The 14845-nt window shown below is 49.5% G+C and carries 9 protein-coding genes; 4 read left to right on the forward strand and 5 right to left on the reverse strand.

Translation table 11 applies throughout. The features are described 5' to 3' along the window. Genes ICL55_RS33230 through ICL55_RS33245 form a run of 4 tightly spaced genes read left to right on the forward strand, consistent with a single transcriptional unit; the run spans position 1 to position 5056 of the window. Positions 1 to 579 (forward strand): hypothetical protein, encoded by a 579-nt coding sequence (locus tag ICL55_RS33230; protein WP_188106018.1) that lies wholly within the window; start codon positions 1 to 3, stop codon positions 577 to 579. Next, the gene (gene cas3 / locus ICL55_RS33235) at positions 569 to 2692 is read left to right on the forward strand and encodes a CRISPR-associated helicase Cas3' (RefSeq protein ID WP_188106021.1); all 2124 of its coding nucleotides are present in this window, start codon (positions 569 to 571) and stop codon (positions 2690 to 2692) included. The genes ICL55_RS33230 and cas3 overlap by 11 nt, the downstream gene beginning before the upstream one ends. Positions 2693 to 2695: 3 nt before the next feature. Then, positions 2696 to 3991: a hypothetical protein gene (locus ICL55_RS33240; RefSeq protein ID WP_188106023.1), complete on the forward strand. Its 1296-nt coding sequence runs from the start codon at positions 2696 to 2698 to the stop codon at positions 3989 to 3991. Positions 3992 to 3997: 6 nt separating this feature from the next. After that, positions 3998 to 5056 (forward strand): CRISPR-associated protein Cas7, encoded by a 1059-nt coding sequence (locus ICL55_RS33245; RefSeq protein ID WP_188106025.1) that lies wholly within the window; start codon positions 3998 to 4000, stop codon positions 5054 to 5056. 505 nt (positions 5057 to 5561) lie between these two features. Here ICL55_RS33245 and ICL55_RS33250 read toward each other — a convergent pair. From ICL55_RS33250 to ICL55_RS33270, 5 genes are all read right to left on the reverse strand, one after another. Beyond that, positions 5562 to 7205, reverse strand: a complete 1644-nt coding sequence (locus tag ICL55_RS33250; protein ID WP_188106027.1) for an acyl-CoA dehydrogenase family protein — start codon at positions 7203 to 7205, stop codon at positions 5562 to 5564. A 232-nt stretch (positions 7206 to 7437) separates the two neighbouring features. Beyond that, on the reverse strand, positions 7438 to 8559 hold the full coding sequence (locus ICL55_RS33255; protein WP_188106030.1) for a TlpA disulfide reductase family protein: 1122 nt from the start codon (positions 8557 to 8559) through the stop codon (positions 7438 to 7440). A 43-nt stretch (positions 8560 to 8602) separates the two neighbouring features. Next, entirely contained in the window at positions 8603 to 9511 is a 909-nt protein-coding gene (locus ICL55_RS33260; protein ID WP_188106032.1) for a hypothetical protein, read from the reverse strand. Positions 9512 to 9536: 25 nt separating this feature from the next. Then, positions 9537 to 10988 (reverse strand): RagB/SusD family nutrient uptake outer membrane protein, encoded by a 1452-nt coding sequence (locus ICL55_RS33265; protein WP_188106034.1) that lies wholly within the window; start codon positions 10986 to 10988, stop codon positions 9537 to 9539. Between the two features lie 14 nt (positions 10989 to 11002). Then, positions 11003 to 14524 carry a SusC/RagA family TonB-linked outer membrane protein gene (locus ICL55_RS33270; RefSeq protein WP_188106036.1) on the reverse strand — a complete coding sequence of 1174 codons (3522 nt, stop codon included), beginning with the start codon at positions 14522 to 14524 and terminating at the stop codon, positions 11003 to 11005. Positions 14525 to 14845 lie beyond the last annotated feature (321 nt).

Genomic DNA, 14845 nt, shown 5'->3' on the forward strand with positions numbered 1-14845 from the left:
ATGCAATATTATGTAGTGAAATATAGCGGTCCTTTTGGGTTTATCAAGCCATGGACGGCCGTCAGGGACAGCGAAACATTCAGTCAGCAGTTTTTAACGCCATCTGTTATAGAGGGGATGGAAAAGAAGTTGTTCCCTGAGTTACTGGAAGAGACCGGAGGAGGAAGGGTAATACGCCGGCACCGGCTGAATTACTGCGGTGTAGATGTTCAGCTGGAAAGGACCTGGTCTAAAGGAGGTTTTAAATACACGAAAGAAAAAGGAATTTACAAGTCCAATCAGAGCACGCTCAAAAGAGGCGTACTGCTGATGCCACACTTATATCTGGCTTTCGATGAACAAACCTATGCGGAAAGAGCATCTTACCAAACCATCTGTCTTTGTCGCAATGAGGACCTGCTTTTTCCGGATGAGGTGAAGCAGATGCCCGAAGTCGAATTTAATGGCATCAGCGGCTTTGAATTGCAGCCAGCGGACGCTGCTACCGGCTTTAAGGTGGGGCATAATCGGTTTGGGGAAGGCCGCTCCATGTATGGAAAATTGGTGATCACAGGATATCCTATACGAAATGAAGGATAAGGTCCATTGGCGGGAAATAATGGCCAAAAGTAAGGGGTATGGAGAGGTGAAGCTATATCTGCATCTGAAGCACGTTGCGTGGGTGATAGATGTCATGTGCCGGCACTTTCAGCATCCGTTCTGCGATCAACTGGCACGCAAGGGCGCTATCTTACACGATCTGGGCAAGGCACATCCTCACTTCCGGCGTAAGCTGCAAAAGACGAAGTCTGGCACCCTGGCAGCAGAAGTGGATGGGGGATACGTTCATCGGCACGAGTTGTCGTCACTGGCTTTTCTGCCGGCGTTCCCACGGGAGGAATGGGACGTGCTAATTGACATGGTGGCCGGGCATCACCGCTCGGTTGTCTATGACCCGCGGCGCCAGGGGATTCTGGACCTCGACCATAACGACAGGCATTGGATATCCCAGCATCTGCACGATTGGGAGGAATGGAGCGGGTATGGCCGTAGCATTCTTCAATATTTCAACTATGATTGCCCCGTTATCACCCGGAAAGAAGCGGAAGGGGCCCTGCAATATGCCGTAGATTACTGCACGTGCAGGCCCGCAGGATGGTCCCGCTGGCGGGGCTTACTGAAGGCGGCCGACCATTTTGCCTCTGCCTATACTTTCAATACACAGCGGCGTTTGGACCGGTTGTTTAAAAAGCCGGACCTGACACTGGTAAACGCCCGCCGGGGAAACGACCTGTATCCCTTATCGACGCTGTCGGCCGACGATAAGAGGCCCCATACCATTGTATCGTATCCTACCAGCAGCGGAAAAACGGAGTTTTTGGTCCGGCGTTGTATCGGCAGGATTTTCTATATGCTGCCTTATCAGGCGTCGTGTAACGCTATGCAGCAACGACTGGGAGAACTGCTGCAAACTGTTGTGGACCTTCAGCATGGGACATCGGAACTGGCAGAAGGTAAAAAAGAGAGACTGGCGCCCTCACTGGCAGGAGCGGCGGTGAAGGTAATGACACCACATCAGGTGGCGGCTATCGTGCTGGGCATTGCCGGCTTTGAAAGCATGATGCTGGATCTGGAAGGATGTGACGTGATCCTCGATGAAATTCATACCTACGAAAATTTTACGCAGGCAATGGTCCTGGAAATCGTCAAAACCTTAGTGAGACTGAATTGCCGTGTTCACATCGGTACAGCTACCATGCCACGATGCCTTTACCATGCCATCCTGGAAATATTAGGAGGCCCTGAAAATGTGTATGAGGTGGTGGCGCCGCCAGAGGTACTGGATAGCTATAACCGGCATACTATTCACCGCATCCCGGATGACAGGACCGTTCCGGATATCCTACAAAAAGCAATCAACGAAGGGGATAAATGCCTGTTGGTTTTTAATACCGTTGGCGACGCGCAGGATGCTTACGAGAAGTATGCGCAAATGTTTAAAGACATCCCTGTACTGTTAATACATGGACGGTTCAGCTGGACGTTCAGGCATAAAGCAGCACAGAAACTGGAGAAACTTGATAAAGCCGATGCGCCCTGCATCGTCATCGCTACACAGGTGGTAGAAGTGAGTCTGGATATCAGTTTTGACCTGCTGGTCACGGAGTGTGCCCCGCTGGAATGCCTGATACAGCGGATGGGCAGAATACACCGCAGAAGGAGTGAGCATCGCCATCAGATGCGGAAGCCGGTTTATGTACTGGCGCCTGCCGGCAATTGCCGGCCTTACAACAGGGAGATAGTGGAGACGAGTTATGAGCTGTTACCCGATGGCGAACTACAGGAACGTGATCTTCAGCAGAAGCTGGATACGTTGTATCCTTCACTTACCCCCCGGGAAATAGATGATCACCTGATTTTTCGCAACGGCCGCTATGTGATCCGGGAATTGACGGATACCCGTAATCCCATCTTGTCTATGACGATGGACACTGATACGCTTACCTGTATTCTGGAAGAAGATGTGGCGCGCTACACTAAAGCTGGTTGGCGGCAGCAGCGCAGGATGGAGATCCCCATCAAGTGGGGGCTTGTCAAAAAGCATCAATTAAAGAACCAGTTGGAGGTTGGTGCTAAACCCTTTGTGGTAAAGCAGTCGAGGGTGTCCCACGCAGAGAAGGGATTGATGTTTAACGATGAAAAACCACAATAGTGTATGTATACGAGTTATATCGGCAGAAAGTTCCTCACGTATTATAACCTGCGTAAAAAGAAACGTTTTACAGCAGAAGAATTTTTCCTGCATGCGTTTTTCGATACTTTTTTTAAAGACGAAGGACACCTCATGCATGTGGCGAACTCCCCGTTTCACTATGCACCGGAAAAAGGTGCGGCTGCTTCACATGGAAGCCAGTCACAAGCCCAGCTGGCAACGCTCAGAGAAAGGATTCAGGGCAACCGGGTGTATATGGGCACCTATGTGGGCGGTCCTGCTGAAGATACGGATGCCACCACCTCAGGACAACTGACGGGCATGCGTCATAACATCGATCGGGAAGATATGTATGCATCATGGATCGGCGCAGCATTAGGCATCGGCGTGAAAGGTGGTTATGTGTTGCTCATTGATCAGGAAGAAGTGCTCTGGTTGTTGTATGAAGGTTGGGAACATTACCGGACCTACCTGGAACAAAGAGAGGGGCTAAAAGATAAACAGATAGAAACCTGGAATGGAAACTGGCTTTGTTATGGAAGGGAATTCCTTGAAACAGGCCGTCGACTCCCATTTGAACCGGAAAAGGTGATGGGGAAATGGAGTATCCCGACGCAACCCTGGGCGCAAATAACCTTTGAGCTGGCAAAGCGGTTTCGCCATCTGGCGTCTCTGATGATGTATGCCTACAATCTTTCTCAAACCAATACCACACTTGGTTTTATATGCCTGGTGCCTTCGGAGATAAATAAGCTGTTTGAGTGGCGGGAGAAAATTTTCCTGGGTGAAAACACCCTGCTAAAAGTGCCCCAGATAGAAAAGCTGGAAACATATTACGACTTCAGAGCTGCCTGTAAGCTGGGAGTTATTGGCCTGAAAGCGCTGGAACCAAAGACCCTCCGCATGTATATGCCGAAACCCTTCGGTGGTGGAAAGGAATTCGTTTACACAAAAGACACTGCATTTTATTTTTATACATTCAAAATTTGGTTGATTGCTATGTTAAACAAACGGGAATTATTGACGCTGGCCGATGAAGTAGCCGCAGCACTGATAGAGTTTGGCAGAAGTGATAAAAAAGGAAGGACCATTAAAGTCCAGCTGAGCAAAGAAATCCGGGAGTCCAGGGGCCTGACACAGTTTGTCGATAAGCTGACAGAGATGCTGGACGATGTGCCCGCAGTACGAGATACCCTTCAGCATGTGGTAAAGGAAGCGATCATTATGCCATCCGACCATTTCCCGTTGTTCCTTAGCCTCATCCGTTTTCAGTTTTCTTACCGCTCCTCCGAAAATTAAAATACTATGCATACACCATTTATCTATCTCAGAGGGCTCAGACATGTGTCCCACACCGTTTTTGCCGTCAATGACGGGCAGAAGTTCTACTATGATCCTCAAACCGGTAAGCGCATGGCTTATTCCAGCGGACAACAGATCAAACGCGCCGTCCTGGAAGGGCTCAATATGCCTTTTGCTGCCATTACTTTTAACTGGGAGATTGACAAAAAAGAGAATAAGGCGAACCAGAAAGAACCACATTCTCCCTGCGATCCCACCTTTGCAGATCAGCTGCTGGGAGGTTACATGAAGGCAGGCGCCAATATCATGGCGGTGAAACGCAGAAGCCCGCTGTCTATCTCACCGATGCGGCCATTGCATCCGTTACTGGGAGGTATCGCCAATCCTACCGAGAACATCTCCTTTGACCGTACCGCTCATACCGGCAATCACAAAGTGAAGGTACACTGGACATCCGGTAAGGAGCGAGGCCCGGAACTGAGTGAGGAAGAACTGAAAGAATGGCTGACTTCCAATACACGGACACTGCCCAACAGGGCTTTCATACAGGACCAAACCCGTGCATCCGGACTTTTCGTATATGATATGGCGATAGACCTCCGTACACTGTTTTGTGTTTCTACGAATAAGTTTGAACCGGAGCTGTATCCCGAAATGGAAGCCAAGCTTCGCGAAGAAGGCTGGAAAGAAGGGAAGAATATCTTCGGTAACTGTCTCATTTGTCCGAAAGACAGACGAAAAGAGATTATCCCCGCATTAGCGAAAGCCCTCATCAATTGGCGGATCACCACCAATCAGTCACGCACTTTTGATCCGATGGGTATCATCGCTATCGCCATCAGTGACAACGCTAATCAGATTACTTACGCCATCCGCGGCGATCTTCGTGTAGACACCGAAAGGCCGCAGGCTATGCCGGTCATTGATTTAAGTGCCAAAGCTGATTTTTTTGTGACGCCTACCGCGAAGAGTTATGTGCCCGGTGCAGTAGGAAGTGCGGATGCGTTGGAGAAAGCAGAAGAGCAGCTGATGAAGATGATGTCTGCCTATAAGTATGATTGAGTGTTCATTTTAATAAATCGTCGATCTGCGGGGCAAATCCTGCCATCGGAGGTCGGCGATTTTTTTGTTGGCGTAAACGGGTTATTGTATTTAGGGGAACCATGGTTTTAATTGTCCTGTATGGAATGGAAACTAATTATCGTCTTTACCAGACGCCTGGGCCTCATCAACGTTTTAATTGTCCTGTATGGAATGGAAAGCTATTGTTTTTAGTTGCCTGCTAAGCCTAATGATCTGATATTAATTGTTCTGACAGGAATTGAAATACGTGATCCCGCCCCTTATGATTGAGTGCAATTCGGATTTTAATAACACTATGCCGGGATGATGCTTTGAGGCGACCAATGCTCATAGTGCCGGGAAGGAATTGCAATGCGACATTTATGTCCTTAATTTGGCATGTTACCGTAGGCTTTAGTTGAACTGATCGGAATTGAAATACAAAAAAATCACCTGTATTTTGAATCCAGTCGTTTTTTTTCAATTGCACTGTTCCGGAATCTTGTCACTCTCCGTCATAGACGGAAGTCACCACCTGCTCCCAGCCATTCATCTCTTCCAGTGCGCCCCATGTCAATTGCCTGTCCTGCCGCAACCGTGCCTGGCAGAACATCTCCGCCGTCGCAGGTGCAGCCGTTTGTATCAACTCGATCGCCTGTATGGCCAGCGCCATTTTCTCTACAATGACTCTCGCCTTGCGTTCATAATCCGATGCTTGGGAAAGCAATTGTTGTAGCCCTTCGAGATGCCGTGTAAGCAGCGGATGCAGCTTTGTTCCCTGTTGAAAGTAATGCATCAGCGCCTCCATGCTTTGTGGTTCTTTATGCATGGCACGCAGCACGTCCAGCGCCTGAATATTTCCGGAGCCTTCCCAGATGGCATTGACCGGCACATCGCGGTAGAGGCGGGGCAGGATGGAGGTCTCTACGTAACCGTTGCCGCCGAGGCATTCCACGATCTCGCCCATGGCGAGCACCGCACGTTTGGTATTCCAGAACTTGCCCACCGCGGTAGCGATGCGGGTGAAGTGCCACGCTGCCTCGTCGGTTTTAGCGTCATCGAATCCTTTGGCAAGGCGCATCGCGAAGGTGGTGGCAGCGGCTGATTCGAGTGCCAGGTCGGTGAGCACATTCTGCATCAGCGGGTGACTGAGCAGCGATTGGCCGAAGGTTTGCCGGTGTTTGCAATGATGGATCGCTTCGGCCAGCGCGCGCTGCAGCGTGGCGGCGGAACCAACGGCGCAGTCCAGCCGGGTGTGGCGCACCATCTCCATGATATTGGCGATACCGCGGCCTTCGTCGCCGATAATCCGGGCCCAGGCGCTGTGGAACTCCACTTCGCCGGAGGCATTGGAACGATTGCCGAGTTTGTCTTTCAATCGTTGGAACCGTAGCTGGTTTTTGGTGCCATCGGGTAGGAAGCGCGGCACCAGGAAACAGCTGAGGCCTTTCGGCGCCTGTGCCAGCACGAGGAAAGCATCGCTCATGGGAGCGCTGCAGAACCATTTACGGCCGGTGATATGATAAATGCCGTTGCCTATGGGCTGCGCCAGGGTGATGTTGGCGCGGACGTCGCTGCCGCCTTGCGGCTCCGTCATGGCCATGCCAAAGGTGACGCCATTTTTTTCGGTGTAGGGAATATGGCGCTCGTCGTACCGGTTGGAAAGCACCAGCGGTAGCCACTCCTGGGCGATATCAGGTGCTATCTGCAGCGAAGGAACAACGGCAAATGTCATGGTCAGCGGGCAGCTGCTGCCTTCGTCTATCTGTTGCTTCAGGTAGGACAGCACGCTGTGCGCGAGATAACCACCTCTTTCTTTGGTCGTCCATGCAATGGAATGTACCTGATGCCGGATAGCGGCCGTCATCATCTGGTGATAGGCCGGGTGATAGGTCACGGTATCAAGCCGATTACCGAAACGGTCATGGGTATGCAGTACAGGTAGATAAGTATTGGCGAGCGTACCGGCTTCCTGGAATTCGTGGCTGCCCATCAGCTGCCCCAGCTCGGTGGCCAGCGGCGCTGCCCAGCCGCCGCCATAGGCCCGCAGCGTGGTTTGCAGCACAGGATGAGTGGTGAAAGTGTTATAGTTCTCCAGCACGGGCACCTGATTGCCAACATGCTCAAAATCGAAACCGGGACCAGACATAAACAACGGATTTGGTGTACTTTAAATTTAAGCTATTTACCTTTAAAATGTGGTTTGGGCATGTATGCTTATAATATGTGTGATCAGCCGTTGACAGACTATAAACGCTATACGGTATACGGACAAGGTAGTGCTGGAGTATGGGGCGGGGCGGCGGGGCCGCAGTGTTTCCCGGATGCGGGGGATTAAGAAAAGCAGCCGCTCCTGTAAATAGAAACGGCTGCTGAAAATATTACTGTAACAAAGAAGCGAGCTTCTTCTCTAAGGCTTCTCCACGGAGATTTTTACCAACGATTTTACCATCGGGGCCAATCAGGAAGTTAGCCGGAATGCCTTGCACACCGTACATTTTGGCGGCTTCGTTTTTCCATCCCTTCAGGTCAGATACCTGTGTCCATTGCAGTTTGTCGTCATGGATGGCCTGCATCCAGAATGACTTGCCATTTTCATTGTCCAGGGATACGCCGAGGATGGTGAAGTTTTTGTCCTTGAACTTATGGAAGGCTGCTACCACGTTAGGATTCTCCTGACGGCAGGGACCACACCAGCTGGCCCAAAAGTCCACCAGTACATATTTACCGCGGAAATCTTTCAGTGCTATGGGATTGCCCAGGGTATCGTTTTGGGTGAACTCCGGTGCTACTACGCCGATGGCGGTTCTGCGCTGGCTTTCTAACTGACCGGCAAAATGTTCGCCGGCTTTGCTTTTACGCACGGTAGGCGACAACAGCTTAAATACCGGTTCCACTACTACGGGGTCCGGATCATAGCCCGCCCATTCGGTCAGGGCATCGAGGCTGACAGCCGTATTAGGATGCGCTTTGATAAAGGTGGTCACCACTTTCTGTTGCGCAGCGGCAATTGCTTTGTTATCGGCCTGATACTGCTGTTTGAAAGCTTCCTGCTCCCGTTCTGCTACCGGCGTGGCGTAGTATTTCTGGCTGAGTGCATCGGAGCGTTTGTTAACGTCGCGGGATGCAGCTTTGTATTGCTGATGCACGGTATTGGCTGCGCCGCCTTTCACAGTGGCATTGGCGATGGAGTCTGCGCTCTCTACGCGGATGTTGCCCTGTTCCAGATAGAACACGAGGCGGTTGGCGGTGAAGGAAGAGGAGAGGGTATTACCGGTGAAAAGGAAGGCTCTCGCGGGGACATCTGTTTTACCGGTAAAGGTAAAGCTGCCATTGTTGATGGCCACGGAGTCAATAACCCTGCCTTTGCTGTTGCTGCTGTACAGGTACGCTTTCTCAAATTTGTTCTCTTTGCCGATGCTGCCGTTGATTGTGTAGGGACCTTCCTGGGCGAATGCCAGAACGGGCAACAAACAGACAGCTGTCAATGCGAATGTTCTCATGTAATCGTTGGTTTATGCTGATGTTGATGTATGAAGAAATGAATTAGTTGCCCAGTTTTTCCCGGTATTTGTTACCAGCAGCCTGAATATCCCAGTCGTAAGTTTTGAAGAAACGGACGATCACTTCATACTTACGGGCACGGGCTGGGCTGTTGTCCAGGTATCGGGCTTTGATATTTGTATATGACTCAGTAGCGAGTAGTTTCATCCATTCGCCAAAGTCATTTTCAAAAGAGGAGCTGCCAACAGAGGTAACAAAACCGCCATTGAGCGCTATAAGGTCCATGGCTCTGTCGCGGGCATCTTGATCTCTGTCTTTTTCATACTGTTTAAATACAATTTCTCTTGCTTCGCCGTTGTCATATGGTTTGCCTGCAATGGCAAATTCAGTGATGGGGGCATCAAACCTGGCAGCGCACATGTTGCCAAGAAAGCCCCAGACAGAGCGGGCCAGTGAAGAGTCTTTGTAATAATGATTGACAGGATCGGTGACGGGCAAAGTACCATATGACTGATTCGGCCATGTAATCACCAGGCGGCTTCGTCCCAGTACTTTAAAATCCTCCAGCCAGAAACTTCCACCATAGGTCTTTACAAAAAAAAGCTCCAGTGGGAAAAATTTCTTGGCAAATTTCTCAGAGACATTAGAGAGAAGTGCCTGTGTATAATTGGTGATCGCCTCCCGTTGGTCAGTATCTACTTTTGTAGCGCCCCAACGATTGTTGGGGTCTGTTGCTAACACCCCGTTGGTTACTTCTTTCCAGTTATTGAAGTCCATTCGTACCCATACGCCATACTTGCCGTACATCTCTTTTATTTCTGTGGGAGCATTAGCGGGGGGAGTAAATTGTTGTTCAATGCCTGGTTCTGGCGTAAACCCTGGTTGTGGCTCTTTGGAGCATCCCATGCAGCATGCTGCCAGGGCAAGTAGGGTAATGTATATTGGTTTCATCGTTTATCTTATTTTATGCTTGAGATCAGGGATTTAATGGGATTGAAGGACTGTTATTAACTTCAGATTGAGGAAGTGGCAAGAGATACCGCTTATCGTTTTGTTTTAAATCATACACCACTCCGTTTTTATATACGTGGGAGATAGCCGGCTTACCAAGTCTTCTGAGGTCCATCCATCGGAGACCACCCTCGAAGGCCGTTTCCAGGCGGCGTTCTTCGAGAACACGGTTAAGTAAAGTCTCGTCAGTAAAGTCGGTAGCTTTCAGTGGTACAAATTCTCCTTTTCGTATACGGCGTATCAACAGTGCATTGAGATCTGTAATGGCGTTATCTTTCTTTTTCAGCCTGGCGTAAGCCTCTGCGCGTATTACATATGATTCGCTCACTTTCAGGCCAATATAATAACAGGGATTTTCCTGTTTTGAGTACATATTGTATAACGTGGGACCGTTTGTTTTACCATCTGTAGTGGTAGGATCTGCAAAAGTAGCAAAGATATAGCGGCGGTAATCGCTCCCTCCTGTAGGGCGGTTGCATAATGCAAATAGCTCTGGTGATGGCCTGAACATATAATTGCTGTGATAATAAATATTCATATTGGCCTGGCCTCCCGTGAAGAACAACACTTCGTTTTTATTGTCTCCCGCATCAATGACACCTGTATTGCCAAAAAAGGCACGGGTACTACCTTTTTCGTCGATGTAAGCCTGCATATTGTTCATATCAGCTAAAGGCTTGTTTACAATCACATCGGTGGCTGCGGCAATGGCCTTTTCATAGTCGCCCATAAAAAGGAAGACGCGTGCGCGCAGTGCTTGTACTGCGTTGGCATCAAAGCGAAACCTGTTACGGGTATTTTTGCCTGCCAATAGTTCAGAAGCCTGTCCAAGGTCTGACTGTATCTGTGCATATACTTTTTCCAACGGCTCGCGTACGTTGTTTTGTGTATGTTGATGAACATCTTTCGCACTCAACGGCATCGGCACCCCATAGGCCTGTGTAGTAGCCGCACTATAAGGTTCCGCATAATAGTTCACGAGGTAGAAGTAACACCATGCCCGCAAGGCATAAGCTTCACCTTTTACAGTTTCATATTGTTCTTTTTCACTGGTCGCCGGTTGCCGGTCATTAAAATTATCCAGCACAGTATTGGCGTAATAGATAGAAGTATAAAGTTGTCCCCAATAAGGATCCGTTTCGCTGCCATCCGATTGTTTAGAGGATGACCACGTAAACCAGAGGTCCAGGTCTCGCTGTGGGGAGGCAACGATGTTCATGTTAGCGTAGATATTGTCTGTCATCAATTCTGACTTCATAAAATAATCTACCCGCGGATAGCCTCCCAGCAAAACAGATTCATAGTCTGATATGGTCACCGGCATCATCCGGTTCACTGGTTTGATGTCCAGCATTTTATTGCAACTGGTGAAAATCAGTGAAAATAATAGCAGAGGTGTCAGATATCTAAATTTCATGATAGCATCTGTTTTTAAAACTGTAAGGAAAAGGAGAAAGAATAGGAACGTGGTATTGGCAGGTAAGTATTGCCGAAAGACACGTTTGCCGAATTGGTAAGGTTGTATTTCATCACGGAACCTGTTGCTTCCGGATCTTGCGCTTTCAGGTCACTATTTTTCCATACATGGAGATTGTTACCCTGTATCATGAAGCGCATATTCTGGATGCCAATCCTACGCAGGCGGGGACTGAATAGATCATAGCTGAGTGAGAGGTTCTGCAGACGTATGAAATCTCCTTTGACTGTCCGGAGGTCGCTGTTATTATACATAGTGGCATTATAGGGGGGTGTATCGCTTAACCCCGCAACATTGGTTTCTCCCTCCAGTTTGGGTATATTGGTTCTTTGCTCATCACCTGGTTGCTGCCAGCGGTCCACCCACTCTGCAGGCAAGTTTTGGGTAGGCTCCGGAAATTGGAAGATACTGTTGGCGGACAGGTTACGTAACCGTATTACGTTGCCAAAACTACCTATAAACAATGCCGATAGCGTGAATTTTTTATAAGAGAAAGTATTAGTAAAACCACCTTGTATCGTTGGCATGGTAGTACCGGAATATACAAGACCTTCGATGTTGCGCATACCGTTGGAAACGGTTTCGCCAGGTTTGGCGGTGTAAAAGGTGGCGCGCCCGTCTTTATTGAGGCCGGCAAAACGGTAAGACCAGAGACCATTGATTGGTTTACCGACAACGGCAGAAGCGGCATAGTTGGAACGTTGCGCATTGGTCAACCCGTCAACTTCAGGCCGGGAATAAACATCCAGTACTTCGTTCTTGTTATAACCTGCGTTAATGTTGGTAGACCAGCGGAAGTCTTTTGTATCGATATTGATGGTGCTTAGGGAGAATTCCAGACCGGAGTTTTTCATAGAAGCCCAGTTCACCTGTAGGGTGCTGAAGCCGGATACCTGTGATACGCGTTTACTGCCCAGCAGGTCCACGCCTTTCTTATGATACCATTCTATAGTAGCCATCACACGGCGTTTCCACAACCCAACTTCCAATGCCAGGTTGGCGGTATAGTTTTTCTCCCATTTCAGGTTGGGGTTCTTCGGAGCGTCTATCACGAGGTAGTTGTCGGTATTGGCCAGATCGGGTTTGCCGATAGTAGCTACCAGATCAGAGTATGCCTGGGAGGCAACGTTACCCTGGCTGCCATAGGAAGCACGAAGCGTGAGGTAGCTCAACCAGTCCTTGTTAGCGAAGAAATTCTCTTCCTTCATTTGATAGTTGGCGCCTACTGCCCATAACGGCTGGAACAGCTGATTGGTGCGAAGACCAAAGCGGTTGGAGCCATCGGTACGGGCGTTGAAGCTAACCGTATAACGGTTTTTGTAAGTATAGCCGGTAGTACCGAAGTAAGAAACAGCAGCGCTTTGGTTCAGGCTTTCTGACCAATAAGGACGGCCTATCTGTTTCATCAGGTCAAACTGTGGCATCTGCTGACGGCCGCGCTCATGTACATAACCATATATCTCAGTCATTTCGTCTTCGTATTTGGATGTACGGATTTCCTGTCCGGCCATCACATCAAAACGGTGATTGGCGTTCAGTACGGGCATAAACGATACCTGATTACGGAGTGTAAGCGATTTATTATTGTTGTTTCGGCCTTTGCGGTAGCCGCCTTCTTTCCATAGCTGTACTCCTTTGTAATCTATAATGGTAAAGTAGTCACGCTGTCTGCTCTTTACAAAATAGCTGTTTTCAGTAGCGACGTCTTCGTCGGTGGTGTTCTGATTGGTGAAAGAGAAGAGGCTGCCGAAGATGAGGGAATTAATAGGTTTCCACTCAATATCTACTGTGCCGCGGATGCTGAAGTTTTGTGAGTTACGCCAGCCATAGTCGCGGTTTTCGAGGAAATTGTATTTAATGCCGTTGTAATAGAGATAGTTGTACTGCCCGTTTTGATCATAGGCGTTCTGCGCACGGGTGGTATAAATAGCCCATTCAAACGGGTTCTCGCGGGAGTCGGTAGCAAAGAAGCTGCTGTTATCACGACGGTTGAGGTCCAGCATACCGCCTACACGAAGGGTAGGATGCAGTTTGGTATATACTTTCAGGGAGCCGGTATAGGTTTTCATCCCTGTTTGCAGGGCGGTGGCCTGTTCGTCCATGTAGCTGCCGGAGAGATAAAACGTCGTCTTCTCGTTACCGCCGGAGATGTTCAGGTTCTGACGATGCGTGAACGAATTACGGAAGAGGTATTCAAACCAGTTGGTGTTCACCTGTTCCAGCTGATTTACTCTTTTTTCAAAATCGGCCCAACTCATTTTATGATCATGCACATCTATCAGGGCACGCTCGAAATCGGTGGCGGTGCCATAGTCGCCGGCGCGGGGAGAGGTGGCGGTTAATACGCCGCGGCGCATCATTTCCAGGTTTACGCCGGTCCGTTCCTGAGAGTTCATCATATAGGCGTCCTCTATCCGGGGGCGCATGCCTACGGTGGCGAAGCTGCTGAAATTGATACGGGTTTTGCCGGCGGTACCTTTTTTGGAGGTCAGTACAATGACGCCGTTGGCAGCTTTGGTACCATAAATAGCGGTGGCTGCGGCGTCTTTCAGTACGTTGATGGACTCGATGTCTTCTACGTTGATACCGCCGATGCCGGAGGCGATGAGGTTACGGTTGGTCATGATATCATCTACAGAGGCGTTGATAGGATCGTCGAGGATGATACCGTCCACTACCCACAGCGGTTGGGTGTTGCCACTTAAGGTAGACGTGCCGCGGATACGTATCTGCGGCATCGCGCCGGGCGCGCCGGAAGTGCTCATTACCACCATGCCGGGCACCTGGCCCTGCAACAGCTTGTCGATATTGGGCTGGTTGATGGTTTTGAGGTTCTCGGTTTTGAGAGAAGTGATAGAAGAGGTGAGGGACCGCCGTTCCACTTTCTGGTAACCGGTAACCACCACTTCGTTCATGCTTTTGTCTTGTTGCCTGAGTACTACATGGATCACTGTTCTGCCTTTGATAGGCTCTTCATGGTTGCTGTAGCCGATGAAGGAAAACAGCAGGGTGGTGGCGTCATCGGTAGCCTGTATGTACCAGGCGCCCTGTTCATCGGAGATGGTGCCGCCGTTGGTGCCTTTGATTTTGACGGTCACGCCAATCAGGGGCATGCCCTTTTCGTCGCGGACGGTTCCATTGATCCGTTGGAGGACAGGCGCCGGAACGGCCGTTACCGGCTTAGGTTTGATCAGGATCGTATTATTCTCTTCGATGCTGTAGGTAATAGGCTGGTTACTGGTAATATGGTCCAGCGCTTCTTTCAGCGGTACGTCTGTCAGTTGTGCAGAAACGGCATGTGTGTGCTTCAGTGTTTCGTTGCTGTACAGAAACAGATAACCTGTTTGTTGGCGGATGGTGCTGAAGAGCTGTTGTACGGAGGCATTCCGCTCCGTTAATGTCACTTTCTGGGAATATACCCGGGCGCTTACTTGCAGGCAAAAGGCGAGCAACAGCATTCCTGTAAGTTTCATCATTAAGAACACTTTTTTAAATCGGTTCCGGTCAGACTGGCTGGTGGTGGGATCTGACGGACTTTTGGTTGTTGGTATTGGTATACAACGGGGCAATAAACCCCCTTGGGAGAATAAACTTTCTCTCATATCTTCGTGTCGTTTGGATTTACGATGATGGTTTATAATAAATCATGATCCTGCCTGGCCATGGAATACGAGCCGGCGTCAGGCAATGTAGATCTGGCATGTACCGGGAACGCGCCAACGTTTCCGGTTTTTTAATGGTGGCTGTTTTTAGGTCGCGGTTGGTATTAATTTAGTATCATGGTGTGGCCCTCCCTG

This window comes from Chitinophaga varians, from assembly GCF_014529945.1.
GTDB lineage: Bacteria > Bacteroidota > Bacteroidia > Chitinophagales > Chitinophagaceae > Chitinophaga > Chitinophaga varians.

What these genes read in the sequence shown, in the direction of transcription:
- ICL55_RS33240 (WP_188106023.1), top strand. Translation starts at nt 2,696, where the DNA reads ATGTATACGAGTTATATCGGCAGAAAGTTCCTCACGTATTATAACCTG.
- ICL55_RS33255 (WP_188106030.1), bottom strand. Translation starts at nt 8,559, where the DNA reads ATGAGAACATTCGCATTGACAGCTGTCTGTTTGTTGCCCGTTCTGGCA.
- cas3 (WP_188106021.1), top strand. Translation starts at nt 569, where the DNA reads ATGAAGGATAAGGTCCATTGGCGGGAAATAATGGCCAAAAGTAAGGGG.
- ICL55_RS33270 (WP_188106036.1), bottom strand. Translation starts at nt 14,524, where the DNA reads ATGATGAAACTTACAGGAATGCTGTTGCTCGCCTTTTGCCTGCAAGTA.
- ICL55_RS33230 (WP_188106018.1), top strand. Translation starts at nt 1, where the DNA reads ATGCAATATTATGTAGTGAAATATAGCGGTCCTTTTGGGTTTATCAAG.
- ICL55_RS33265 (WP_188106034.1), bottom strand. Translation starts at nt 10,988, where the DNA reads ATGAAATTTAGATATCTGACACCTCTGCTATTATTTTCACTGATTTTC.
- ICL55_RS33250 (WP_188106027.1), bottom strand. Translation starts at nt 7,205, where the DNA reads ATGTCTGGTCCCGGTTTCGATTTTGAGCATGTTGGCAATCAGGTGCCC.
- ICL55_RS33245 (WP_188106025.1), top strand. Translation starts at nt 3,998, where the DNA reads ATGCATACACCATTTATCTATCTCAGAGGGCTCAGACATGTGTCCCAC.
- ICL55_RS33260 (WP_188106032.1), bottom strand. Translation starts at nt 9,511, where the DNA reads ATGAAACCAATATACATTACCCTACTTGCCCTGGCAGCATGCTGCATG.